Origin of the sequence: Vibrio sp. GLN_1, from assembly GCF_043106015.1 — a bacterium.
Taxonomy (GTDB): Bacteria; Pseudomonadota; Gammaproteobacteria; order Enterobacterales; family Vibrionaceae; genus Vibrio; species Vibrio parahaemolyticus.
The window spans coordinates 295,947-319,906 of record NZ_JBICMD010000017.1 but is presented as its reverse complement, the minus strand read 5'-3'; the positions used below and the strand labels follow the sequence as shown (position 1 = coordinate 319,906).

30 protein-coding genes are annotated in these 23,960 nt (G+C 45.2%); 19 read left to right on the top strand and 11 right to left on the bottom strand.

Going from position 1 to position 23,960, the window contains the following annotated elements:
- The first annotated feature begins 191 nt into the window (after positions 1 to 191).
- From ACF8OV_RS09845 to galU, 3 genes are all read left to right on the top strand, one after another.
- Positions 192 to 2,297, top strand: a complete 2,106-nt coding sequence (locus ACF8OV_RS09845; protein WP_392404357.1) for a YjbH domain-containing protein — start codon at positions 192 to 194, stop codon at positions 2,295 to 2,297.
- A gap of 97 nt (positions 2,298 to 2,394) precedes the next feature.
- Complete coding sequence (locus ACF8OV_RS09840) at positions 2,395 to 3,561, top strand: nucleotide sugar dehydrogenase (RefSeq protein WP_141179788.1); 1,167 nt, start codon at positions 2,395 to 2,397, stop codon at positions 3,559 to 3,561.
- 66 nt (positions 3,562 to 3,627) lie between these two features.
- Positions 3,628 to 4,506 (top strand): UTP--glucose-1-phosphate uridylyltransferase GalU, encoded by an 879-nt coding sequence (galU, locus tag ACF8OV_RS09835; protein WP_021487153.1) that lies wholly within the window; start codon positions 3,628 to 3,630, stop codon positions 4,504 to 4,506.
- A 95-nt stretch (positions 4,507 to 4,601) separates the two neighbouring features.
- Here the strand turns inward: galU and tpiA are convergent, their stop codons facing one another.
- Positions 4,602 to 5,372 carry a triose-phosphate isomerase gene (gene tpiA / locus ACF8OV_RS09830; protein WP_005466271.1) on the bottom strand — a complete coding sequence of 257 codons (771 nt, stop codon included), beginning with the start codon at positions 5,370 to 5,372 and terminating at the stop codon, positions 4,602 to 4,604.
- A gap of 270 nt (positions 5,373 to 5,642) precedes the next feature.
- Here tpiA and ACF8OV_RS09825 point away from each other — a divergent pair, with 270 nt between their 5' ends.
- A complete protein-coding gene (locus ACF8OV_RS09825; RefSeq protein WP_392404352.1) occupies positions 5,643 to 5,996 on the top strand; it encodes a 5-carboxymethyl-2-hydroxymuconate Delta-isomerase in 354 nt (117 codons plus the stop codon).
- A gap of 92 nt (positions 5,997 to 6,088) precedes the next feature.
- A complete protein-coding gene (locus tag ACF8OV_RS09820; protein WP_005458874.1) occupies positions 6,089 to 6,511 on the top strand; it encodes a DUF805 domain-containing protein in 423 nt (140 codons plus the stop codon).
- 40 nt (positions 6,512 to 6,551) lie between these two features.
- On the opposite strand, the gene ACF8OV_RS09815 is transcribed toward ACF8OV_RS09820, so the two are convergent.
- The 3 genes from ACF8OV_RS09815 to glpX all read right to left on the bottom strand — a co-directional run bounded on the left by ACF8OV_RS09815 (position 6,552) and on the right by glpX (position 8,780).
- Positions 6,552 to 6,908 carry a DUF3135 domain-containing protein gene (locus tag ACF8OV_RS09815; protein WP_169566920.1) on the bottom strand — a complete coding sequence of 119 codons (357 nt, stop codon included), beginning with the start codon at positions 6,906 to 6,908 and terminating at the stop codon, positions 6,552 to 6,554.
- Between the two features lie 104 nt (positions 6,909 to 7,012).
- Positions 7,013 to 7,627: a metalloregulator ArsR/SmtB family transcription factor gene (locus ACF8OV_RS09810; RefSeq protein ID WP_005484031.1), complete on the bottom strand. Its 615-nt coding sequence runs from the start codon at positions 7,625 to 7,627 to the stop codon at positions 7,013 to 7,015.
- Positions 7,628 to 7,772: 145 nt separating this feature from the next.
- A complete protein-coding gene (gene glpX, locus ACF8OV_RS09805) occupies positions 7,773 to 8,780 on the bottom strand; it encodes a class II fructose-bisphosphatase (protein WP_020904309.1) in 1,008 nt (335 codons plus the stop codon).
- Positions 8,781 to 9,126: 346 nt separating this feature from the next.
- Here glpX and zapB point away from each other — a divergent pair, with 346 nt between their 5' ends.
- Entirely contained in the window at positions 9,127 to 9,369 is a 243-nt protein-coding gene (zapB, locus tag ACF8OV_RS09800; protein ID WP_005481417.1) for a cell division protein ZapB, read from the top strand.
- A gap of 104 nt (positions 9,370 to 9,473) precedes the next feature.
- Here zapB and rraA read toward each other — a convergent pair whose 3' ends face one another.
- From rraA to priA, 7 genes are all read right to left on the bottom strand, one after another.
- Positions 9,474 to 9,986, bottom strand: a complete 513-nt coding sequence (gene rraA, locus ACF8OV_RS09795; protein ID WP_005457192.1) for a ribonuclease E activity regulator RraA — start codon at positions 9,984 to 9,986, stop codon at positions 9,474 to 9,476.
- Positions 9,987 to 10,062: 76 nt separating this feature from the next.
- Positions 10,063 to 10,980, bottom strand: a complete 918-nt coding sequence (locus ACF8OV_RS09790) for a 1,4-dihydroxy-2-naphthoate polyprenyltransferase (protein ID WP_017449001.1) — start codon at positions 10,978 to 10,980, stop codon at positions 10,063 to 10,065.
- 184 nt (positions 10,981 to 11,164) lie between these two features.
- Complete coding sequence (gene hslU, locus ACF8OV_RS09785; protein WP_203504585.1) at positions 11,165 to 12,496, bottom strand: HslU--HslV peptidase ATPase subunit; 1,332 nt, start codon at positions 12,494 to 12,496, stop codon at positions 11,165 to 11,167.
- Between the two features lie 23 nt (positions 12,497 to 12,519).
- On the bottom strand, positions 12,520 to 13,071 hold the full coding sequence (hslV, locus tag ACF8OV_RS09780) for an ATP-dependent protease subunit HslV (RefSeq protein ID WP_005489705.1): 552 nt from the start codon (positions 13,069 to 13,071) through the stop codon (positions 12,520 to 12,522).
- A gap of 164 nt (positions 13,072 to 13,235) precedes the next feature.
- Positions 13,236 to 13,781, bottom strand: coding sequence for a cell division protein FtsN (gene ftsN, locus ACF8OV_RS09775; protein WP_005481405.1), 546 nt, complete (start codon positions 13,779 to 13,781; stop codon positions 13,236 to 13,238).
- A 176-nt stretch (positions 13,782 to 13,957) separates the two neighbouring features.
- Positions 13,958 to 15,004 carry a DNA-binding transcriptional regulator CytR gene (cytR, locus tag ACF8OV_RS09770; protein WP_254894148.1) on the bottom strand — a complete coding sequence of 349 codons (1,047 nt, stop codon included), beginning with the start codon at positions 15,002 to 15,004 and terminating at the stop codon, positions 13,958 to 13,960.
- Positions 15,005 to 15,297: 293 nt separating this feature from the next.
- Positions 15,298 to 17,502, bottom strand: coding sequence for a primosomal protein N' (priA, locus tag ACF8OV_RS09765; RefSeq protein ID WP_392404351.1), 2,205 nt, complete (start codon positions 17,500 to 17,502; stop codon positions 15,298 to 15,300).
- 294 nt (positions 17,503 to 17,796) lie between these two features.
- Between priA and rpmE the strand changes: the two genes are divergently transcribed.
- From rpmE to rplN, 13 genes are all read left to right on the top strand, one after another.
- Entirely contained in the window at positions 17,797 to 18,018 is a 222-nt protein-coding gene (gene rpmE, locus ACF8OV_RS09760) for a 50S ribosomal protein L31 (protein WP_005457203.1), read from the top strand.
- Positions 18,019 to 18,475: 457 nt separating this feature from the next.
- Positions 18,476 to 18,787 carry a 30S ribosomal protein S10 gene (gene rpsJ, locus ACF8OV_RS09755; protein WP_004410492.1) on the top strand — a complete coding sequence of 104 codons (312 nt, stop codon included), beginning with the start codon at positions 18,476 to 18,478 and terminating at the stop codon, positions 18,785 to 18,787.
- A 14-nt stretch (positions 18,788 to 18,801) separates the two neighbouring features.
- Positions 18,802 to 19,431: a 50S ribosomal protein L3 gene (rplC, locus tag ACF8OV_RS09750; protein WP_005456132.1), complete on the top strand. Its 630-nt coding sequence runs from the start codon at positions 18,802 to 18,804 to the stop codon at positions 19,429 to 19,431.
- 17 nt (positions 19,432 to 19,448) lie between these two features.
- Complete coding sequence (gene rplD, locus ACF8OV_RS09745; RefSeq protein WP_005379556.1) at positions 19,449 to 20,051, top strand: 50S ribosomal protein L4; 603 nt, start codon at positions 19,449 to 19,451, stop codon at positions 20,049 to 20,051.
- Complete coding sequence (gene rplW / locus ACF8OV_RS09740) at positions 20,048 to 20,350, top strand: 50S ribosomal protein L23 (RefSeq protein ID WP_004398471.1); 303 nt, start codon at positions 20,048 to 20,050, stop codon at positions 20,348 to 20,350. Before rplD ends, rplW begins: the two co-directional genes overlap by 4 nt.
- 15 nt (positions 20,351 to 20,365) lie before the next feature.
- Positions 20,366 to 21,190 (top strand): 50S ribosomal protein L2, encoded by an 825-nt coding sequence (gene rplB, locus ACF8OV_RS09735; RefSeq protein WP_005489461.1) that lies wholly within the window; start codon positions 20,366 to 20,368, stop codon positions 21,188 to 21,190.
- Between the two features lie 21 nt (positions 21,191 to 21,211).
- Positions 21,212 to 21,490: a 30S ribosomal protein S19 gene (rpsS, locus tag ACF8OV_RS09730; RefSeq protein WP_004394525.1), complete on the top strand. Its 279-nt coding sequence runs from the start codon at positions 21,212 to 21,214 to the stop codon at positions 21,488 to 21,490.
- A gap of 10 nt (positions 21,491 to 21,500) precedes the next feature.
- Positions 21,501 to 21,833, top strand: a complete 333-nt coding sequence (gene rplV, locus ACF8OV_RS09725; RefSeq protein ID WP_005383164.1) for a 50S ribosomal protein L22 — start codon at positions 21,501 to 21,503, stop codon at positions 21,831 to 21,833.
- An 18-nt stretch (positions 21,834 to 21,851) separates the two neighbouring features.
- Positions 21,852 to 22,550, top strand: coding sequence for a 30S ribosomal protein S3 (gene rpsC / locus ACF8OV_RS09720; protein WP_005383161.1), 699 nt, complete (start codon positions 21,852 to 21,854; stop codon positions 22,548 to 22,550).
- Positions 22,551 to 22,561: 11 nt separating this feature from the next.
- Positions 22,562 to 22,972 (top strand): 50S ribosomal protein L16, encoded by a 411-nt coding sequence (gene rplP / locus ACF8OV_RS09715; protein WP_005379577.1) that lies wholly within the window; start codon positions 22,562 to 22,564, stop codon positions 22,970 to 22,972.
- The gene (gene rpmC / locus ACF8OV_RS09710; RefSeq protein WP_005379576.1) at positions 22,972 to 23,163 is read left to right on the top strand and encodes a 50S ribosomal protein L29; all 192 of its coding nucleotides are present in this window, start codon (positions 22,972 to 22,974) and stop codon (positions 23,161 to 23,163) included. The genes rplP and rpmC overlap by 1 nt, the downstream gene beginning before the upstream one ends.
- Positions 23,163 to 23,417 carry a 30S ribosomal protein S17 gene (gene rpsQ / locus ACF8OV_RS09705; protein ID WP_005461671.1) on the top strand — a complete coding sequence of 85 codons (255 nt, stop codon included), beginning with the start codon at positions 23,163 to 23,165 and terminating at the stop codon, positions 23,415 to 23,417. Before rpmC ends, rpsQ begins: the two co-directional genes overlap by 1 nt.
- Positions 23,418 to 23,579: 162 nt before the next feature.
- Positions 23,580 to 23,951, top strand: coding sequence for a 50S ribosomal protein L14 (gene rplN, locus ACF8OV_RS09700; RefSeq protein ID WP_005489425.1), 372 nt, complete (start codon positions 23,580 to 23,582; stop codon positions 23,949 to 23,951).
- Positions 23,952 to 23,960 lie beyond the last annotated feature (9 nt).

Sequence of the window (23,960 nt, the reverse complement as noted above, 5' to 3'; positions counted from 1 at the left end):
AAAATTATAAGTGCTTAAATATTGATATTAACTAAAACTTATAAAGATACTCATTATGGACGATGAACTTGCTTAGTGCTCCACTCGGTATTTTATTAAAGTAATTTGGAAGTACCACATGCTAAAAGTAAGATAAGCTATTGAAATCGTAACTTTACTTAAGTGAAAACGTGAAATATTTGAATGAAACAATGATAAATAAAATTATAGCAGCTACATTGGTAAGTGGGACTTTATTTTCTTTCTCTCAATGTGCATATGCAGAAACTCCAGCTATATTAGTAAAAGAATTACCTTCTAACCAAAGTTTTACTGGTTTGACTTTTATACCCAATGCCCAAGTTCAAAACTACGGGAGCTTTGGCTTTGACTTTGCACATGGGTTACCGCTTAGGAATAACGTCTCTGATATAGAGTCTTTAACGTTTTCTCTCGGACTAATCGAAGGGTTAGAGGCACAAGGCCGAATCGTGACTGAGGACTATAGTTCTAATGGGTTTGTTGTGGGGAGTGTTAGAGACCTATCAGCCTCTTTTAAGTATCAACTTCCTTTTTTTCAAGATTTTAATAAACTCAAGTTGGCAGTTGGCGTGCAAGATCTTGGAGGAGAGTTAAACTACTTTAATACGAATTATATAGTTGCTGACTACTCTTTCGATTTTGCTCCAGTTCGAATGTCGTTGGGGTATGGTCAGTCAGATATTCCGCTTGGTGTTATGGATGGCCCATTTGGTGGTGTTGAGTACCAACCATTCAATTTTATTCAGTTGGTAGGTGAGTATGACTCAGAAGAGTTTAATTCTTCAGTAAAAATTTTTACGCCAAAAGAGCTGCTCCCGTATGATATAACAGCTTCTCTTAGTTATCAGGTCTATTCAGGCCATGACACTGATACTAAAAATGTATGGAATGCCGCTTTTTCAATCCCTCTGATATCTGATTACACACGCTCAGTTAGCTTTTCTCAAAACGATATGTCTTTGAGAGATAAGCTTTTTGTAGAACAGAAAAAGTTTCAAGATGCTTCGATCTCAACTTTGGTGAGTGCGTTAAAAAACGAAGGTTTCGTTAATGTTCAAGTGGGGTTAGTCAATGGTAGAGTCGTGGTGGCTTTAGAGAACCGTCGATACAACCATAATCAAGCAGATGGATTAGGTGTGGCTCTGGGAATTGTGTCGAGCCATTTAGGTCAAAATGCGGCGCAAGATATAGGCGCTGCATCGGATCAATTTGAACTTGTGATGCTTGCCAACCAAAAACCAGTGGTAAGTGTTTTGTCTGACGCTAACTGTTACCAAAGTTTTGTCAATGGTAGCGCAGTTTGTGATGACATTCAGTTTATCACGCGCGATTTGCCGGAAAGATTAGACATGGTTGATTGGAAAACGGAGCGAGTCAATTCAGGCACTTTAGATTCGCAGATCGTATTTTCCCCTATGGTAAGGCATGGCGTAGCAACCGAGTACGGTGTGTATGATTACTCTTTTGCCATGTCTAGCAACTTATACACCTACCTATGGTCTGGCGCGGCAATTGATGTTCGTCATATTTTACCTTTAGCAGAAAGCGATGATTTTGAAGAGGGCGAGTATTTCGAAGATAGCGCGTACGAGAGCAAGATTGATCGTGCAATGGTGCATCAGTTCTTCCATTTACCATATGTCGATATAGCCAACCAGATATCTCTAGGCTTGGTTAAATCGGATTATATCGGTGCGCGCAGTGAATCAGCTTGGTTCTCTCAATCGGGCAACCATGAGTTGGGACTAGAGATGAGCTATTTCCAGCATCAAGACGAAAAAGACAAAAATGGTTATGCGAACCCAGATCGCCAAACCTTTTTAACTCGTTACACATTCTCTATGCCAAAGTGGGATTGGCAGTTTAACGCAACTGCTGGAGAGTTTTGGAAGGGGGATGTCGGCGCAAAATTCACGACATCACATTGGTTTGAAGACATAGAAGTATCCGCAAGTTATCAGGTGACAAAGTTTAACAATACAGACGAAGAGCAGTTTGTCACTGTGTCGGTAAAGCTGCCATTAACGCCATGGCGTGATATGTCGCCGGGAGTGATACAGGTTCGTGGTAACGAGGCTTATGATTTCAACGTTACGACACGAGTTGGCAACGATACAAACTATTTGGCAGCAGGTCAGGGTGATGAACTCGTGATGGATAATAGTATGCTTCGCCGCTACTTTAACCGAGGCCGTTATGGTCAAGAGTACTTTGAGCAGAACAAGCTTCGCATTCGCAATGCTTATTTGCGTTACTTGGGTACTCAATTGAATTAAGTTGTGTTGCTAGTTAGGCTTTTAGTTAATCACTGTACTCTACCGAGAGTGTCGGTGTTTTGATATGCTAGCGTCAGTTAAATAATAGGAAATAAAAATGAAAATTGCTGTAGCAGGCACGGGCTACGTCGGTTTGTCCAATGCCATGTTATTGTCACAAAACCATGAGGTTGTGGCGGTTGATATCATCCAAGAAAAAGTGGACTTGTTGAATGACAATAAATCTCCAATTGTTGATGCGGAAATCGAACATTTCCTTGCAAACAAAGAACTCAACTTTATCGCGACGCTAGATAAAGAGCTGGCTTACAAAGACGCAGAGTTTGTTGTTATTGCCACACCAACGGATTATGACCCTCAAACGAACTACTTTAATACTTCTTCAGTTGAAGCAGTGATTAAAGATGTCATGGCAATTAATCCAGATGCGGTTATGGTGATTAAGTCGACTGTACCTGTGGGTTATACTGCGCGTATTAAAGAGGAGCTCGGTTGTCAGAATGTTATGTTCTCTCCAGAGTTTCTTCGCGAAGGCAAAGCACTTTACGATAACCTCCACCCGTCTCGCATTATCGTTGGTGAGCGTAGCGAACGTGCAGAGAAGTTCGCTAACCTTTTAGTTGAAGGTGCGGTAAAAGAAGACATCTCGGTTTTGTTTACTGACTCTACAGAAGCAGAAGCGGTTAAGTTGTTCTCAAACACATACCTCGCGATGCGCGTAGCTTATTTCAATGAGTTAGATTCGTATGCTGAAGCACACAACCTGGATGCTCGCCAAATTATAGAAGGTGTTGGCTTAGACCCTCGTATTGGCAATCACTACAACAACCCGTCATTCGGTTATGGTGGTTACTGCTTACCAAAAGATACAAAGCAATTGTTAGCAAACTACCAAGAAGTTCCTAATAACATCATTGGTGCAATTGTTGATGCAAACCGTACTCGTAAAGATTTTATTGCAGACTCTATTATCAAACGTCAGCCAAAAGTAGTGGGCATTTACCGCTTAATTATGAAAGCTGGTTCAGATAACTTCCGCGCTTCGTCTATTCAAGGCATTATGAAACGTATTAAAGCGAAAGGTATTGAAGTAGTGGTTTACGAGCCGGTACTGCAGGAAGATGAGTTCTTCCATTCTGCCGTTATCCGCGATATTGAAGAGTTCAAACAAATGTCTGATGTTATTGTTTCTAACCGCATGGTTGAGGAACTAGCTGATGTGGCTGATAAAGTTTACACACGCGACCTGTTTGGTAGCGATTAATTAGTCTTTATATTCAAATAATATAATAGGCTCCCTTAAGGGAGCCTTTTTTAGTTGGTAATGGTTATGATTAAAAAATGTTTATTCCCAGCGGCGGGTTACGGTACACGTTTCCTTCCTGCAACTAAGTCGATGCCGAAAGAAATGATGCCAGTGGTGAACAAGCCATTGATTGAATACGGTGTTGAAGAAGCGATTGAAGCCGGCATGGACGGTATGTGCATCGTCACGGGTCGTGGTAAGCACTCGTTAATGGATCACTTTGATAAAAACTACGAGCTAGAGCATCAAATTAGCGGTACAAGTAAAGAAGCGCTGCTTGATGATATTCGTTCTTTGATTGATTCTGCGAGTTACACTTACATCCGTCAGCGTGAAATGAAAGGCTTAGGTCACGCTATTCTTACGGGACGTGAACTGGTCGGTGATGAACCGTTTGCTGTTGTGCTCGCGGATGACCTTTGTGTGAATGAGGACCAAGGCGTTCTAGCGCAAATGGTTGAGCTGTACAAACAGTTCCGCTGTTCAATCGTTGCGGTACAAGAAGTTCCGGAATCAGAAACGCATAAATACGGTGTGATTGCTGGCGAGATGATCAAAGATGATATCTTCCGCATTGATAACATGGTTGAAAAGCCAGAGCCAGGCACTGCACCTAGCAATCTAGCGATTATTGGTCGCTACATTCTGACACCTGATATCTTTGAACTGATTGAAAATACAGAGCCAGGTAAAGGTGGTGAGATTCAAATCACCGATGCGCTGATGCAACAAGCTCAATCTGGTTGTGTTTTGGCATACAAATTTAAAGGTCAGCGCTTTGATTGCGGTAGCGTAGAAGGCTACATTGAAGCCACAAATTACTGCTACGAGAACCTTTATAAGAAAGATTCCAGCGCGGAGCTCGCGAAAAAGCCAACCGTGAAAATTGCTGAGCCAGCGTAAGTCGGAACTTCCTATTAGGTACTCCGACGGTACAACACAAACAAAAAGGGATGCATGATGCATCCCTTTGTTATTTCTGCTTAATAAAAGCGAAATTAAGCTTTAGCTGCTGCCGCTGCTTTAGCGATTGCTGCGAAGCTCTTAGCGTCTAGAGAAGCGCCGCCAACTAGAGCACCGTCGATGTCTGGTTGTGAGAAGTAAGCTTCAGCGTTTTCTGGCTTAACAGAACCGCCGTATTGGATGATTACTTGTGCTGCAACTGCTTCGTCTTTCGCTGCGATTAGTGCGCGGATAGAAGCATGGATGCGTTGTGCATCTTCAGCTGTTGCTGCTTTACCAGTACCGATAGCCCAGATTGGTTCGTAAGCGATGATTGCGCCGTTTAGAGCTTCAACACCGTAAGTGTCGATAACTGCGTTGATTTGACGTGCACATACTGCTTCAGTTTCGCCAGCTTCGTTTTGAGCTTCAGATTCACCGATACAGAAAACAGGCGTTAGGCCGTTTTCTTTTAGGAAGTTGAATTTCTTAGCGATGAACTCGTCAGATTCGTTGTGGTATTCACGACGCTCTGAGTGACCGATGATGATGTGAGTAGCACCGAAATCTTTCAGCATTTCTGGAGACATATCGCCAGTGAACGCACCGCTGTTGTTTAGGTCAGTGTTTTGAGCACCTAGGATGATCTTGTTACCGCCTTCAGCGATTAGACGCTCAGCTAGGTCGATGTAAAGTGCTGGTGGAGCTACTGCTACGTCAACACCTTCAACGCCTTCAAGCTCAGCGTTAAGACCAGTTAGCAGCTCAGTTACCATTGCTTTGCTGCCGTTTAGTTTCCAGTTACCCATCACTACAGGACGACGCATAGGAATATCTCCCTTATCTTTAATGTAAATAGTCTATTAATGTAAAAAATCTACGTAGGAATATAACAGAATAATATGAACAGATCATGATTGGTATCATGTCTTATGTGGCTTTCTCTCTCCGTCTGGAGTCGAAGTTGTTCTGTTATTTTTATCAAAAGCAATCGATTGGTGATCGCGTAGACAGAATGATAGTTCATTCCTCGGAAATTGCTGGCTAGATTGGTATTACTACGCACTGAATTTTTTATGTTGTAGAAAGGAATCAAAATGCCAAACTTAGTTTTAGAGTATTCGAACTCAGTGGAAGAGCGGGTCAATGTACAAGGTTTGCTGGAAGACTTACATAAAGCTGCGTTAGAGAGTGGCCTTTTTGAGTTGGCCTCTGTGAAATCAAGAACGTTAAGATGTCATAACTGGCTAATTGGTGAAGCGGGTGACAGCCTCGATTTTATTCATATCAATTTTGATTTGTTGTCTAGCCGAACGCCTGAACAAAAGCGGGAATTATCAAGAGCTTTAATGGCTGTGCTTCAAGAACAGGCAGGTCATGTACACAGTTTAACGGTTAACATTCGAGATATGGATGTGGACAGCTTTCAAAAAGTGGTGAACAGAACATAAGGCTTGGCCGACGTTGTTCACGACTTGTTGTTTCTTCCCAAATTAACCCGACTCGGCTACTCTGTATTCTTTCTATTTTTGGATAAAAATTGATGTCGACTAAAGAGTTACTGTTTTCGTTTCACGGACGTATCGATCGCAAAACCTATTGGATTTGGAATGTGATTTACTACATTTCGATTATAGGTTTTGGTGCGGGTATCAGTAAGTTGTTTCCTGCGTTTTCTTACCTGTTACTGCCAATATTCTTGTTGGTACTGCTCATTCCTGATTTGGCTATTACGACAAAGAGATGGCATGACCGCGACAAGTCGATCTACTGGTTAGGCTTGAATATTCCTTTGGTGATTGGTCGCATCGCAACGCCGATGACAAGCCCAATGGCGCAAGAGCCTTCAACGCCACAGCTGTTCATTGCTTCGATTTCATTAATTTGTGGGCTTTGGATTTTGATTGAGTGTGGTTTTTTGAAAGGCACATCAGGCCCGAATAAATACGGTCCTGAGCCACAGTGATTTATGAATGTGGGAGTCTGCCTAAGGTGTGACTCTCACATCAGTAGAAATCGTTTCTGTTGAAGGCGACTACGTTGTCTGTTTTAACCGACGTCGCTTTTCCTTGTAATGCTTCTCTGAACTTTGTGACTTGTTTTTGTAGTTCATTCATTAGCACGACGTTGGTGTGATGAGGGTTTTTACAGTTGCGAATCACACGATCAATATGGCTTTGCTGAGCCCATAAGCGTGGTTGCATCATTTCTGATGCGCTTTCTATCATTTCTTTTGCCATCTCGTGGCGAAATTGTTCAAAGCCTTCTGGATCGCTTTCGGCCATCTGAACCAGTTCATCAAATGAGGGTAATACTTGCGTTGTGTGAGTATGTAGAGTTCTCATCTCTTTCTCCAAATCCATATGGATACTCGTGTTCAATACTACAAGCGTACACCACAGAAATCAGAGTAAAGGATGAATCATTGGCCTGTCTCATTTATAAGAGAGAGCGAAAGGGCCGAAATCTAAGCGCGGATTCGGTAAACGCAGCGACGTTGACCGCTAATGATATGCTCGGTACGCTCGACGGTCGTGTCGTCTCCGAGTAAGGACTGGAACACACTCAGTTCCGATTTGCATAAACTAGGGCAACGCGTGGCGGCTTTACAAATCGGGCAGTGATTCTCGATCAAGATAAAGCCGTGCTCATCTTGTTCAAGCTCTGCCATGTAGCCTTCTTTTTCGCGCAGAAAAACCAAAGTTTCCAGTTTGCTTTCTAAAGACTCACATTGATCGAGGTGCTGGCGATAGTTTTGTAAAGTCAGTTTTTCGCGCTCGGAGGTAACTTTGTCGAGGCCATCTTTACCGAAGATGTGTTCCACGGCTTCGATAAATTGGATGGTGAGTTCGCCATGACGATCGGCGAATTGCTCATGTCCCTTCTGGGTTAAAGACCAATGGCGAGTAGGGCGTCCGACTTTGACTTTTACATCGTGAATCGACAGGATGCCTTCATCTTCTAAACCTTGCAGGTGCTGGCGAGCACCCATGGTTGTCATCCCAAGCTCAGAAGAGAGTTGTTTTGCAGTGACAGACCCGTCACGCTTAACGATTTGCAATATCCTATCTACGGTCTTCATATTCCCACCATTTGTATTTCCGTACACATTATGCGCGATAGGCTTAGTAAAGAAAAGTGTTGACTTAACTTGAGTGGGGATTTGGTGAGCCAAAAACAAAAAGGGTCGGCACTTTGCCAACCCTCTGCGATGCTGAACCTAAAAATTACAGAATGATATCGCGAACTTCTGGATCTTTGCGCTCTAAGTAATGGGTCGACTTGATGCGGCGAATGGTACGGCAACGGCCTCGCACGAGTAGCGTCTCTGTTGTCGCAATATTACCTTGGCGAGAAATCCCCTCTAGCAAGTCACCTTTTGTAATGCCTGTTGCTGAGAAGACGACGTTGTCGCTGCGCGCCATGTCTTCCATTTTTAGGACGACGTTGGCTTTTACGCCCATTTCTTCACAACGTTGTAGTTCAGCCGCACCGTAAATACGGTTTTCTTCTGTGTCGCCTTTCACTTCGTGGCGAGGTAGAAGGCGGCCATGCATGTCACCATCAAGTGCGCGAATCACCGCTGCGGATACCACCCCCTCTGGTGCACCGCCAATGCAGTACATGAGGTCCACTTCACTATCTGGCATACACGTTAGGATGGAAGCTGCAACGTCGCCATCTGGCACCGCGAAGACACGCACACCCATCGATTGCATTTCTGCTATCACATCATCGTGGCGAGGTTTTGCTAGAGTGATGACAACCAGAGTGTCCAGCGTTTTATTTAGCGCACCAGCAACGTTTTCTAGGTTTTCTTTCAACGGCTTTTCTAGATCGATCACGCCTTTCGCACCTGGGCCAACAACCAATTTTTCCATGTACATGTCAGGTGCTTTTAAAAAGCTGCCTTTTTCACCCGCGGCAAGCACTGCCAATGCGTTCGATTGACCCATTGCGGTCATGCGTGTGCCTTCAATAGGGTCAACAGCGATATCCACTTCATCGCCACCTAGACCAACTTTCTCACCGATGTATAGCATTGGAGCATCATCGATTTCACCTTCACCAATGACAATTTCACCACTGATGTCTGTTTTGTTCAGTAGAGTGCGCATAACTTCAACAGCAGCGCCATCGGCTGCGTTTTTGTCACCACGGCCAAGCCATTTGTAACCAGCGAGTGCTGCACCTTCAGTTACACGAGAAAATGCCATTGCTAAATCGCGTTTCATGATGTCTCCAAGTAAGCAATAGGGAAGAGGAATTTGCGCGGCGATTCTATCACAACGGCAGTTAAACGTTTGCCTTTTTGCTGAGCTTTTACTTTAACTAAGTTGAATTTGATCAATACTTGGGTGATTTTTGTCGCGGAGATGCGTAAATACCTTGCACAAAAATGCTTCGCCGATAAGAAAAGTCAGCGTTTAGTGAGATTGCGCCGATTTTTTAACCGAATGATGCGAAATATCGAATATAGTGAGTGTTTCTCATCGCGACGCTGAGTAGAATGACCTTATATAGGTAAGCTGCACGCCAATCTCGTGCATCGTCCCAACGGAATAACATAGGTAGGCCAAGATGTCTTTTGAAGTACTAGAACAACTAGAATCTAAAATTCAAACTGCAGTTGACACAATCACTCTTCTTCAGATGGAAGTTGAAGAGCTGAAAGAAGACAAAGTAAAATTAGAAGCAGAAGCAAACGAGCTTCGTTCTCAACGTGAAGATCTAGAGCAAAAAGCTCAGCAAGCTCAGCAAGAGCACGCACAGTGGCAAGAGCGCATTCGTGCACTACTTGGCAAAATGGACGAAGTGGAATAATTCAACTTCTTCATCCAGAATTAAAAACACCCGCTTCGGCGGGTGTTTGTGTATTTGGGTATGAGCCGCGCTTTAGTCAACGAAAAGTGACTGGCTACTGGAAACTACTCTTCGACCGTATCATCTAACTCAAGGTCAATATTAAGTGGCTCTGGAGATAGGATGATGCCAGTGTTGTCGGCGTAGATGTAATCTTCTGGAAGGAAGCTAACGCCGCCGAAGTTTACGGGTACATCTAGCTCACCAATGCCCTGGTTCGCCGCGCCAACAGGAATCGATGCCAAAGCTTGAATGCCGAGGTTCATGTCTTCTAGTTCATCGACTTCACGGACACAACCGTAAACGACAATGCCTTCCCACTCGTTTTCTTCTGCAATCGCAGCTATTTCTGCATCGATGAGCGCTTTACGTAAGGAACCGCCACCGTCAATCAACAACACACGCCCAAGACCATCTTGCTCTAAGGTTTCGCGGATCAGTGAGTTGTCTTCAAAACACTTAATGGTGGTGATTTGCCCGGCAAATGACGCGCGTCCGCCAAAATTACTGAACATTGGTTCAACCACATCGACCTGATCAAGGTAGATATCGCAGAGTGCTGAGGTATTGTATTCCATAGCGTACCTTTCTAAACAGAAACTGGTTGTCTTTGAGTATATCTAGGCATTAAGTCAATGCAATGACAATCCTTTTTTAACTTACCAGAGTTTGAGCTACCACAATTGTTGCAAACAAAACGTTAGTGACTAATGAGCATTTTACGATAACTGGCAGCATTGGAGCGATTTGTGCAGGTTTTTCTGTATCCCAAACGGCCTTACCATGATGAATGACGACATAAACGCTCAACAAGAAGGGTAGGCTCATCCACAGAGGTTTGTCTTGAATTAACAAGTAAGCCGCAAACGCTAAAATAGCACCACCAAGCAAGATAAAGTGGTACTGCTTGGCTTTGTGTTGACCCAAACGGACGGCGACTGTGCGCTTTCCACATTCGCGATCGTTCTCGATATCACGCATGTTGTTGATGTTCAGTACCGCTACCGCGAGTAAACCACAGCCCAGAGCTGGTAAGAATAGAGTGGTGTCTACATGCCCTGTATGCAGAAAGTATGTACCAGATACGCCTAGCAGACCAAAGAACAGGAATACGGAGATATCGCCTAAGCCGACATAACCGTAGGGCTTACTGCCCATCGTGTAAGCAATCGCCGCGATAATGGCAAGAATACCCAAACCGATGAAGGTGATGATGCTTTCTGGCGAGCTCAGCGCGTAAAACACCAAAACCAAGCCTGAGATGGCGGTAAGCACGATATTAAAAATGATCGCCTGTTTCATCTGTTTGGCACTAACGGCACCGGTCTGCATCGCACGCTGTGGACCTAAACGGTTTTCATTGTCGGTGCCTTTTACTGCATCGCCATAGTCGTTGGCTAAGTTCGATAGAATCTGCAATAAGGTTGCCGTAGCAAAGGCCATGATTGCGATGGTCAAAGAGAAATGACCGGCTGAGTATGCAAGTACGCTACCAGTTAAAATAGACACCAGAGCGAGAGGCAATGTTTTAGGGCGAGCGGCTTCAAGCCAGATCTGCAAAGATTGTTTCATGGAAATTTCGTGCTAGTAACCAATGTGCCCAGTATAAGCACAAAGCAGCAGATACGCTATTGACCTAAAACAAGGCAGGCATGACTGTTGGTACGTATCTGAGAATAATCTTTACGCAAATGCCCGGAAAACAAAAAGGCTACCTCTTTCGAGATAGCCTTTAAAATCAAGGTGAAATCTGAGTTTACAGAATAAAGCGGCTTAGATCTTCATCCTCAATTGTATCGCCCAGACGAGCTTGCACGTAGGCTGCGTCAATCACAAACTTAGCACCAGATTGCTCTGCTGCATCGTAAGAGATTTCGTCCATCAGACTTTCCATAACGGTATGCAGACGACGAGCACCGATGTTTTCGGTGGTTTCATTTACTGTCCATGCGGCTTCTGCAATTTGCGTGATACCGTCTTCAGTAAATTCAATGTCTACATCTTCTGTCTTCATCAACGCGATGTATTGCTCAGTCAATGACGCTTTAGGTTCGGTCAGAATGCGTTTGAAGTCGTCACTGCTTAGAGCTTCCAGTTCCACGCGGATTGGTAGACGGCCTTGCAGTTCTGGAATGAGATCAGATGGCTTGGCAACTTGGAATGCACCGGATGCAACAAACAGAATGTGGTCTGTTTTTACCATGCCGTGTTTTGTCGAAACGGTACTGCCTTCAATCAGAGGAAGTAAGTCACGTTGCACACCTTCACGAGACACGTCCGGGCCAGAGCTTTCACCGCGTTTACAAATCTTGTCGATTTCATCAATGAAAACAATACCGTTGTTTTCTACGTTGAAAATCGCGGCTTCTTTTAGCTCTTCTTGGTTTACAAGTTTTGCAGCTTCTTCTTCTGCCAGCGCTTTCATCGCGTCTTTGATTTTCAGCTTACGCTTTTTCTTGGTGTCGCCGGCAAGGTTTTGGAACATACCTTGTAGCTGGTTGGTCATTTCTTCCATACCTGGAGGTGCCATGATCTCCACACCCATTTGAGGCGCTGCTACATCGATTTCAATCTCTTTATCGTCTAGCTGACCTTCACGCAGTTTTTTACGGAAGATTTGGCGAGTGTTTGAGGTGTCTTCTTTCTGCTCGACTTGACCCCAGCTATCGCGTGCTGGTGGCAGTAGTGCATCGAGAATGCGCTCTTCAGCTTGCTCTTCCGCGCGGAATTTTACTTTTTCCATCGCTTGTTGGTGGGTCATCTTCACAGCGACATCAGTCAGGTCACGAATGATGGTTTCAACTTCTTTACCAACGTAACCCACCTCGGTGAACTTTGTTGCTTCGACTTTGATGAATGGCGCATTGGCTAGTTTAGCAAGACGACGAGCGATCTCTGTCTTACCAACACCAGTTGGACCAATCATCAGAATGTTCTTCGGTGTGACTTCGGCGCGCAAGCTTTCTTCTAGCTGCATGCGACGCCAGCGGTTACGAAGGGCAATCGCAACCGAACGTTTTGCTTTGTCTTGACCAATGATGTGACGGTTCAGTTCATGAACGATTTCGCGAGGGGTCATTTCAGACATATTCTTTCCTTACTTCGTTACGATTACGCGGCTGGGGTTTCAGGCTCTGCAGTTGAGTCTAGCTCTTCTACGGTGTGGTGATGGTTGGTGAATACACAGATATCACCAGCGATGTTCAGTGCCTTTTCCGCGATTTCACGTGCATCTAAGTCAGTATTTTCTAAAAGTGCAGTTGCGGCTGCTTGTGCGTATGCACCACCAGAACCAATTGCAATCAAATCATTTTCTGGCTGAACGACATCGCCGTTACCAGTGATGATGAGTGATGCTGTTTCGTCTGCAACAGCAAGCAACGCTTCTAATTTGCGAAGAGCTCGGTCGCTGCGCCAGTCTTTTGCCAGTTCTACTGCTGCTTTCGTCAGGTGGCCCTGGTGCATTTGTAGTTTGCTTTCAAAGCGTTCAAATAGGGTGAAGGCGTCCGCTGTACCGCCAGCAAAGCCAGCAAGCACTTTATTGTTGTATAGGCGGCGAACTTTGCGCGCGTTACCTTTCATGACGGTATTGCCTAGAGATACTTGGCCATCACCCGCGATGACGACTTTGTTATTTCGACGTACAGATACAATGGTAGTCACAGTCGACCTCTTAATTATTTCTCTTTGGATTTAATTCAGTATATGGGGGAGAGGAACTTGGGATTCAAGGGGAGGGCGTTTTTCACATTTGCTAACGCTGATGATGCCAATAACACGCGAGGAATAAAAAAGACCAACAGCGAATGCGGTTGGTCTTTGTGAGATTAGAAGTTTTCTTTCCAAATTGCGCACGGTTCGATTTTCGCGCGTTGCAACTTGTGGCGATCTTTCTCTGCATCGCGTTTGAACTTGTACGGGCCAAGTACAACACGATACCAAGAGCTGCCTTCTTTCTTACGAATTTTGCTCGAAAGACCTTGGAAAGCAATAGCCAGCTTTCGCTCTTCGGCCTGCGCTTGGGTTTTGTAAGCGCCACACTGCATTACGTATGGGATTTTAGATACTTCGATTTCTTTAGCGACGACTTCCACTTCTCGCTTGGGTAAAGATTCGACGTATTCCCACTTCTCTTCAGGTGGTGGTGGCAAATCCTTTTTCGGCTTTGGCTTACTGACGGTCGTGGTAGGTTGTTGCACCACGGGTGGTTTCGGTTCTGGATCGTTACTTAATAAATACAGACCATAACCAAAACCGCCCACAAGCAAGATTGCAAGTAGACCACTACGCCAAGGTTTTCTTTTGGGAGGTTGTTTTTTTGTCGACTTTTTTGGAGCGCCTCGCCCCCGTCTCACATAATCTCTGTTTGCCACGGTTACTTCTGGTCATCAAGGATTCTTCCAAATATGTTAATCCAGAACGGGTCGAGAAAACACCCTATTGATGTAATCTTGATAGCTACGTATCAGATAGAGAAGACAAAAAGCGGCACCAATGGGCACCGCTTATCGTTAGTTTACATGATAGGTCGCGTTGGACTACCGAGCGCTTAGGCGCGTTGCGGTGGCGCTGCGCTACCACGGACAACAAGCTTAGTTTCTAGTAAGCGTGAACCTGAATGAACGTCATGGCCTTTAAGGAGTTCGAGCATCATAAGCATCGCTTGGCGGCCAATTTCATAACGAGGTTGAGAAATGGTTGTTAACGGTGGATCGCAGTATTGAGCAAAGTTGATATCATCGAAACCAACCACTGACAGATCTTGCGGAACGCGCAGACCGAGTCGTTTCGCTTCTTGGATTGCGCCGATTGCCATGGTGTCACAGTGGCAGAAAATCGCAGTTGGTGGCTCTGGAAGTTCTAGCAACTTACGTACAGCTTTCGCGCCGCCGTCAAAAGAAAACTCAGTGATAACGCTGTATTGTGGGTCTTTACTGATCCCCGCGCGACGCAAGGCTTGTTGATAACCTTGCTGGCGGAACTGACACAACACCGCTGTGTCTGGCCCTGAAATTTGTGCTATGCGTTTATGGCCAAGCTGAGTTAGGTAATTGACCGCTTCAAAAGCAGACGTTAGGTTGTCAATGTGCACGGTTGGTAATTCTAGCTCTGGCGCAAACTCACAAGCCATGACCATTGGTGGCAGGTTTTTCTGTTCTGGCTTGCTGACATCAAATGGCAGGTCGGTGCCAAGCAGTAACATGCCATCGGCTTGTTTGGTGAACACTAGATTCACAAATGAGCTTTCACGCTTTTTCTGCTGGCCGCTGTCACCGAGCAGTACGAGGTAGCCATGTTCCATAGCGGCGTCTTCGATACCACGAATGATTTCAGAAAAGTAAGGATCACAGATGTCAGGAACGATGGTAACAATCGTTTTTGATTCGTTTCTACGTAGATTACGCGCTAATGAATTTGGAGAATAGCCCGCTTCAAGCACGGCATCTTCGACTCTTTTTCTTGTTGAAGAAGAGACTTTTTCTGGATTCATTAATGCTCGAGATACCGTAGCTGTCGACACTCCCGCAAGCTGGGCAACATCCTTCATTGTCGCCATAGTGTTTAACCTCTCAAATTTTTGCCAAGATGACGTTATTCCCTGTCAGAAGTCGTAGGTTTTTATCACTGGTAATCAGTGCCTATCTAATCACGTTGTTAGTGGTTATTTTTAGGGAGTAGGCGATAAAGCATCGCTTGGCTACTGCTTCAAATTTTGGGAATAGTCATTGTTTTAATCTAAGCCTATGGGGTAAACCCACTTTAGACTTTGCTAATTTGGATAGTCTATTCATTTCTATCGGGAAAGTTACGGTCTGTTTAACAAAAATTGCAATCTCGATGTGAGTCTCATCACATTAAAAGGTAATTCATTACATAGTTAAACGTTTGCTAGCTGAGATCTTGTGGTTCTATGTCTAAATTCCAGCGAACTTTTTTGGCATTAGGCAACAACTCAATAGCAGGTTTGGCACTGGTTAATAACTTTTGCATTAATGAACGGTGCAGGGTTTGGAGTAACAGCTGCCAACGGTATTTGCCTGCGCGTTTGGCGAGAGGCGATGGTGTTGGACCAAGCACCATGCAGGTGTCGTCAAACAAAGGGTGAGATTCTAAGGTAAAGCGAACTTGGCGCAGAAAATCTTCTACGATCTCGCTCTGATTCGCTTCGGCTTTAAATAGAGTCAGGAAACTGTACGGTGGCAACTGCGCCAGTTTACGTTCCTCTAATGCCGTCATAGCGAAGTGTCGGTAGTCTTTTTCCAATAAGGCTTGCAACAAACTGTGCTCAGGATGGTGAGTCTGTAAAACCACTTCCCCCGGCTTACTTGCTCGTCCGGCTCGCCCTGCGACTTGAATGAATAACTGCGCTAATCTTTCGGAGGCGCGAAAGTCGCTACTATATAGGGAGCCATCAACATCTAGCAAGGCGACGAGCGTTACATTGGGGAAATGGTGTCCCTTAGCTAGCATTTGAGTGCCAATTAAAATTTGATATTCACCCTTGCGGATGGAGTCCAACGCGTCTTCTAAGCTACCTTTGCGGCGCGTGCTATCCCTGTCGATACGGATAGCTTTGTATTCGGGGAACAGTTGTGCCAATTGTTGTTCTAACTGTTCGGTACCGACACCAACGGTAACCAGTTGAGTTGAACCACAGCCCTGACACTGATGAATTACTGGTTGCTGCGAGCCACAATGGTGGCAGCGAATCTCATTGCTGTATTGGTGGAAGGTGTAATAAGCATCACAACGTTTGCATTCGGCAATCCAACCACATTCATGACACATGAGAGCAGGGGAGAAACCACGACGGTTAAGAAACAGCATCACCTGATTGCCTGCTTTAAGGTGTTTGCGCATTTCCGCAATCAATGGGGCAGATAAACCACTTTCTAAATACTGACCTTTGACGTCGAGCACTTTATTAGTAGTAGGAACCGCAGAGCCTGCGCGTTGGGTCAGGGTTAAATGGTGATACTTGCCTGACAAGGCATTGTGCAATGTCTCCAGTGCAGGTGTGGCTGAGCCCAGAACAATCGGAACTTGTTCTTTATGAGCGCGCATTACAGCAACATCGCGTGCATGATAACGCAAGCTATCTTGCTGTTTGTAAGAGGTGTCATGTTCCTCGTCCACAATGATAATCCCGAGATCAGCAAAAGGCGCGAGTAGGGCAGAGCGTGTGCCGATAATGATTCCGGCCGCTTTGTCGCGTGCAGAAAGCCACGCATTCAGACGCTCCGTCTCGTTTAATCCGGAGTGGATAACGTCAACTGGCACATTAAAACGGCGTTTAAAGCGGTTGATGGTTTGCGGTGTTAAGCCAATCTCTGGTACTAAAACCAAAGCTTGTTTACCTTTCTCTAAGACCGGCTTGATCAGGTTAAGGTACACTTCTGTCTTACCTGAGCCCGTGACGCCCTCTAATAAATAGCAAGCAAAACCTGTTTGGCTATTTACACTCGCAATAGCCAGCGCTTGTTCGTGGTTGAGCTTTGGCTTCTCGACGTCGCATTCAACGTGCTGTCCCCACTGGGTGATTACAGGCTTCTTCTCGATACGTTCAATCCAGCCTTTCTCTTCTAAAGACTTTAGTACTGTTGAGGCTATCTCTTGGTCGACAAATTCCTGGTGAGGCAAAGCGCCGTTAACCAACATTTGCAAGACCTTCTGTTGTTTGACCGCTCGACGATCAAGCCCTTGCATCAGCTTGTCTTTACCGGATTCGGTAATTTGCCACTCTTGTAGCGTCGCAAAATCTGCAGGCTTTCCTTTACGCAGAGCTGCTGGCATCGCATTGTGTAGCGTATCTCCAAGTGGGTATTGGTAGAACTGGCTGCACCAAGTCAGCAACGAATAAAGCTTTTCAGACCATACCGGCTGAGAATCAAGAACTGCTTTGATTGGCTTGAGTTGATCTTGGGGAAAGTCCGAGTGATTAACCATCGCGGTGACGATGCCAACTAACGTTTGACGTCCAAAAGGTACGGATACGCGCCCGCCAATGATAGGAAACAGGTATCCTGGGATGGCATAGTCAAATTGTTTGTCGAGAGGTACGGGCAGTGCCACTCTAGCAATGGATGGACGCATAGATTCGTAGCTATATAAAAGAAGAAAGGACTGTAGAGTTTATTAAAATCGCCCCAGGAATACGAGTCAACCTACAGAGTGTGTTCGGAAATATACTAATATCACCGGATTGGTGAAAAAAGTGGCGAAAAAATTGCCATACGTATTGATCCTATCTAGGGGATTCATTACTATATCGCGCCTTGAGATATGGCTTCAGCAATTGGTTGGTGCGGTATCCCATTTTATTATTAATTGCGTGTGGTGTGCGGCTTAGATTCGTATAGCGACACGGCCTACTATTGAGGTTATCCCATGAAAGCTGGTATCCACCCAGAATACAAAGCAGTAAACGCTACTTGTTCTTGCGGCAACTCTTTCGAGTTCAACTCTACTCTAGGTAAAGAGTCTATCCACCTAGACGTATGTGACAAGTGTCACCCATTCTACACTGGTAAGCAACGTATCGTTGATACAGGCGGCCGTGTTGATCGCTTCAACAAGCGTTTCGGTGCACTATCAAGCGGTAAGAAATAATAGCAACTGCTATTACGATTACAGTTTAGAAAAGGACGCTTCGGCGTCCTTTTTGTTTATGGCCCATTTTGCAGGTGACCATAAAACAGCAAGTTAAAAATAGTTTCGATTATTTTTCATTCAGCCCTTGCAACCTAAAGTGTGATCTGTATAATACGTCGCACTGGTTAAGCCAGTTGTGAACCAATGAGCAGTGAGGAGCTAACTTCCTTCTAGGACTGTTAGGTAATGTAGACTCAGCTTATGTTCGCGGTTAATACAATTAGCTATCTTTTCTTCGGAAAAACTATCCCCAAAGGTGACTTTGGCACGTAGGGATTGTTAATCGAAAATTAACTGACAATGCGTCCTAATCTTGGATGCTACGGTTTCACATAAATCAATCGGCATTCTCTCGTCTTGACGAGTTTGAGTGGCGATATTGTTTGTGTAATTTTTAAAATTGGAGCTCTGTCTCATGCAGAACCAACGTATCCGTATCCGCCTAAAAGCTTTCGATTACAAACTAATCGATGCTTCTACAGCGGAAATCGTTGAAACAGCTAAGCGCACTGGCGCACAGGTTCGTGGTCCAATCCCACTACCAACTCGTAAAGAGCGTTTCACAGTTCTTATCTCTCCACACGTTAACAAGAAAGCACGTGACCAGTACGAAATCCGTACTCACAAGCGTCTAATCGACATCGTTGAGCCAACAGACAAAACTGTTGATGCTCTAATGCGTCTAGACCTTGCTGCGGGCGTTGACGTTCAAATTAGCCTAGGTTAAGGGAGATTAGAAGTATGATTGGTCTAATCGGTCGTAAAGTGGGCATGACCCGCGTATTTACTGAAGAAGGCGTTTCTATCCCAGTAACTGTTGTTGAAGTTGAAGCTAACCGTGTTTCTCAAGTGAAAACTCTTGAAACTGATGGCTACGCTGCAATTCAGGTTACAGCTGGTTCTAAGAAAGCTAACCGCGTAAACAAAGCTGAAGCAGGTCACTTTGCTAAAGCTGGCGTTGAAGCTGGTCGCGGTCTTTGGGAATTCCGTTTAGAAAACGGCGAAGAGTTCGAAGTTGGTGCTGAACTAACTGTTGAACTATTCAACGAAACTAAGAAAGTAGACGTTACTGGTACATCTAAGGGTAAAGGTTTCCAAGGCGCTGTTAAGCGTTGGAACTTCCGTACTCAAGATATGACTCACGGTAACTCATTGTCTCACCGTGCTCCTGGTTCTATCGGTCAATGTCAGACTCCAGGTCGCGTATTTAAAGGCAAGAAAATGGCAGGTCACATGGGTGCTGAGCGTGTAACGACTCAAAACCTAGAGATCGTACGTGTTGACGCTGAGCGCAACCTGCTTCTTATTAAAGGTGCAGTCCCAGGCGCAACTGGCGGCAACGTGATCGTTAAACCAGCTGTTAAAGCATAACGTCTCAGGAGTAAGTAATGGAACTAATGGTTAAAGGTGCTGATGCACTAACTGTTTCCGAAACTACTTTCGGACGTGAGTTTAACGAAGCTCTTGTACACCAAGTAGTTGTTGCGTACGCAGCAGGTGCTCGTCAAGGTACACGTGCTCAAAAAACACGTTCAGAAGTATCTGGCGGTGGCGCTAAGCCATGGCGTCAAAAAGGTACTGGTCGCGCTCGCGCTGGTACAATTCGTAGCCCAATCTGGCGTACAGGTGGTGTTACTTTTGCTGCGAAACCACAAGATCACAGCCAAAAAGTAAACAAAAAAATGTACCGCGGTGCTATGAAGAGCATTCTTTCTGAGCTTGTTCGTCAAGAGCGTCTAATCGTTGTTGATAACTTCTCAGTTGAAGCACCAAAGACTAAAGAGCTAGTTGCTAAGCTGAAAGAGCTTGAGCTAACTGACGCTCTAATCGTGACTAGCGAAGTAGATGAGAATCTATTCCTAGCTGCTCGTAACCTATACAAAGTTGACGCACGTGATGTTGCTGGTATCGATCCAGTATCTCTAATCGCGTTTGACAAAGTTGTAATGACTGCAGAAGCAGTTAAGCAAGTAGAGGAAATGCTAGCATGATCACTGAAGAGCGTATCCTAAAAGTTCTACGTGCACCGCACATCTCTGAAAAAGCAACTATGGCAGCTGAGAAAGCGAACACTATCGTTTTCAAAGTAGCTAAAGATGCAACTAAAAAAGAGATCAAAGCAGCTGTAGAAAAGCTATTTGAAGTTGAAGTTAAGTCTGTAAATACTCTTATCACTAAGGGTAAGACCAAACGTCAAGGTCTACGCCAAGGTCGCCGCAGCGACGTTAAGAAAGCGTACGTTACTTTGAAAGAAGGTCAAGATCTTGACTTTGTTGGCGGCGCGGAATAACAGGAGTAGTTAAAAATGGCTATTGTTAAATGTAAGCCGACTTCCCCTGGTCGTCGTCACGTTGTTAAAGTTGTTAACGCTGACCTACACAAGGGCAAGCCTTACGCACCTCTTCTAGAGAAAAACTCTAAGAATGGCGGTCGTAACAACAACGGTCGTATCACAGTACGTCACATCGGCGGTGGTCACAAGCATCACTACCGTGTAATTGACTTCAAACGTACTAAAGACGGTATCCCAGCGACAGTTGAGCGTCTAGAATACGATCCAAACCGTAGCGCAAACATTGCTCTAGTTCTTTACAAAGACGGTGAGCGTCGCTACATCCTAGCACCTAAAGGTGTTGTAGCTGGTGATGTTATTCAGTCTGGTGTTGATGCACCAATCAAAGCTGGTAACACTCTACCAATGCGTAACATCCCAGTAGGTTCAACTGTACACAATGTTGAACTTAAACCTGGTAAAGGTGGTCAGCTAGCTCGTTCGGCTGGTGCTTACGCTCAAATCGTTGCTCGCGACGGTGCGTACGTAACTATCCGTCTACGTTCTGGCGAAATGCGCAAAGTTCTTTCTGAAGGCCGTGCAACAATCGGTGAAGTTGGTAACTCTGAGCACATGCTACGCGAACTTGGTAAAGCTGGTGCTTCACGCTGGCGCGGCGTACGTCCAACCGTACGTGGTGTAGTAATGAACCCGGTTGATCACCCACACGGTGGTGGTGAAGGTCGTACTTCTGGTGGCCGTCATCCAGTATCTCCTTGGGGTATGCCAACTAAAGGCTTCAAGACTCGTAAGAACAAACGCACTGACAAGTACATCGTACGTCGTCGTAACAAGTAATCTATATAAAGAGGAATCGCCATGCCACGTTCTCTCAAGAAAGGTCCTTTTATTGACCTACACTTGCTGAAGAAGGTAGAGAAAGCGGTGGAAAGCGGAGACAAAAAGCCTATTAAGACTTGGTCCCGTCGTTCAATGATCATCCCTACGATGATCGGTTTGACCATCGCTGTCCATAATGGTCGTCAGCACGTACCAGTATTTGTAACTGATGAAATGATCGGTCACAAACTGGGTGAATTCGCACCAACACGTACTTACCGCGGTCACGCTGCGGATAAGAAAGCTAAGAAGCGCTAAGGAGTAGATAATGGAAGCAATTGCTAAACATAACTTTGCTCGCATTTCGCCTCAGAAAGCTCGCTTAGTTGCGGATCTAATCCGTGGTAAATCTGTTGACCAAGCTCTAGAAATCCTAACGTTCAGCAACAAAAAAGCTGCTGCACTAGTTAAGAAAGTTCTAGAGTCTGCTATCGCTAACGCGGAGCACAACGAAGGTGCAGATATTGACGATCTGAATGTCGCAAAAATCTTTGTAGATGAAGGCCCAACCATGAAGCGTATTATGCCTCGTGCTAAAGGTCGTGCGGATCGTATCTTGAAGCGTTCAAGCCACATCACTGTTGTTGTAGCAGATCGCTAGAGACTAGGAGAGTAAGCAATGGGTCAAAAAGTACATCCAAATGGTATTCGTCTAGGCATCGTTAAGCCTTGGAATGCTACATGGTTTGCTAACACCAAAGATTTCGCTGACAACCTAGACGGCGACTTCAAGGTACGTCAGTTCCTTACAAGTGAACTGAAAAAAGCGTCTCTATCACGTATCGTTATCGAGCGCCCTGCTAAGAGCATCCGTGTGACTATTCACACTGCTCGTCCAGGCGTTGTTATCGGTAAGAAAGGTGAAGACGTTGAGAAGCTACGCGCAGCTGTAGCTAAAATTGCAGGTGTACCAGCGCAAATTAACATCGCTGAAGTACGTAAGCCTGAACTAGATGCGCAACTTGTTGGTGACAGCATCGCGTCTCAGCTAGAGCGTCGTGTTATGTTCCGTCGTGCTATGAAGCGCGCAGTACAAAACGCAATGCGTCTAGGCGCTAAAGGTATCAAAGTGGAAGTAAGCGGTCGTCTAGGCGGCGCTGAAATCGCACGTTCAGAGTGGTACCGTGAAGGCCGTGTGCCTCTACACACTCTACGTGCTGACATTGATTACGCAACTTCTTCGGCTCACACTCAATACGGTGTGATCGGCATTAAAACTTGGATCTTCAAAGGTGAAATCCTAGGTGGTATGCCAGCAGCTAACGCTGTAGAGCCTAAAGGCGACAAGCCTAAGAAGCAGCGTAAAGGCCGTAAGTAAGGAGTCGACAGATGCTACAACCTAAACGTACTAAGTTCCGTAAGGTTCAGACTGGTCGTAACCGTGGTCTAGCTAAAGGTACTGATGTAAGCTTCGGCGAATTCGGTCTTAAAGCTGTTGGCCGTGGTCGTCTAACTGCTCGTCAAATCGAAGCGGCACGTCGTGCAATGACACGTCACGTTAAGCGTCAAGGTAAAATCTGGATCCGTGTGTTCCCAGACAAACCAATCACAGAAAAACCACTAGAAGTTCGTCAAGGTAAGGGTAAAGGTAACGTTGAGTACTGGGTAGCCCAAATCCAACCTGGTAAGGTTATGTACGAAATGGGTGGTGTACCTGAAGAATTGGCACGTGAAGCGTTCCGTCTAGCGGCACGTAAACTGCCTTTCAAAACTACATTTGTAACTAAGCAGGTGATGTGATGAAAGCACAAGATCTACGCGAGAAAAGCGTTGAAGAGCTTAACGCTGAGCTAATGAATTTGCTACGTGAACAGTTCAACTTGCGCATGCAAGCTGCAACTGGTCAACTACAGCAAACTCATACTCTGAAAGCTGTACGCCGTGATATCGCACGTGTGAAAACTGTTTTGACTGAGAAGGCAGGCGCATAATGAGCGAAGTAAAACGTACTCAACAAGGTCGTGTTGTTAGCGACAAGATGGACAAGTCTATCACTGTTGCAATCGAACGTTTCGTAAAACACCCAATTTACGGTAAGTTCGTTAAACGTACGACTAAAGTACACGCACATGACGAAAACAACGAGTGTGGCATTGGCGACACTGTTGAAATCGCAGAGTGTCGTCCACTGTCTAAGACTAAGTCTTGGACTTTGGTGAAAGTTGTAGAAAAGGCGAAGATGTAATCTTCACTCTTCTATGATAAGAAACGGCTCCAAAAATATTTTTGGAGCCGTTTATTTTTTGACTACCCAATCACAGAAAAGGGTGGTACAATTCGCGTCCCTTATAAAGAGGCAGCCCGACCCGTGATGGGTCTAGTTATTAATATTTAGCGGAGCACTAACATGATCCAAATGCAAAGTATGCTGGACGCAGCTGATAACTCAGGCGCACGCAGCGTAATGTGTATTAAGGTTCTGGGTGGCTCACACCGCCGTTATGCACATATCGGTGACGTCATCAAAGTTACTGTTAAGGAAGCAATTCCTCGCGGTAAAGTTAAAAAAGGTGACGTTATGAAGGCGGTTGTAGTGCGCACCCGTAAAGGCGTACGTCGTCCTGACGGTTCTGTCATTCGCTTCGACCGAAATGCTTGCGTACTGTTGAATAACACTACTGAGCAACCAATCGGTACACGTATCTTTGGTCCTGTGACACGCGAACTTCGTGGCGATAAGTTCATGAAGATCGTTTCACTGGCTCCAGAAGTTCTGTAAGGAGCACGT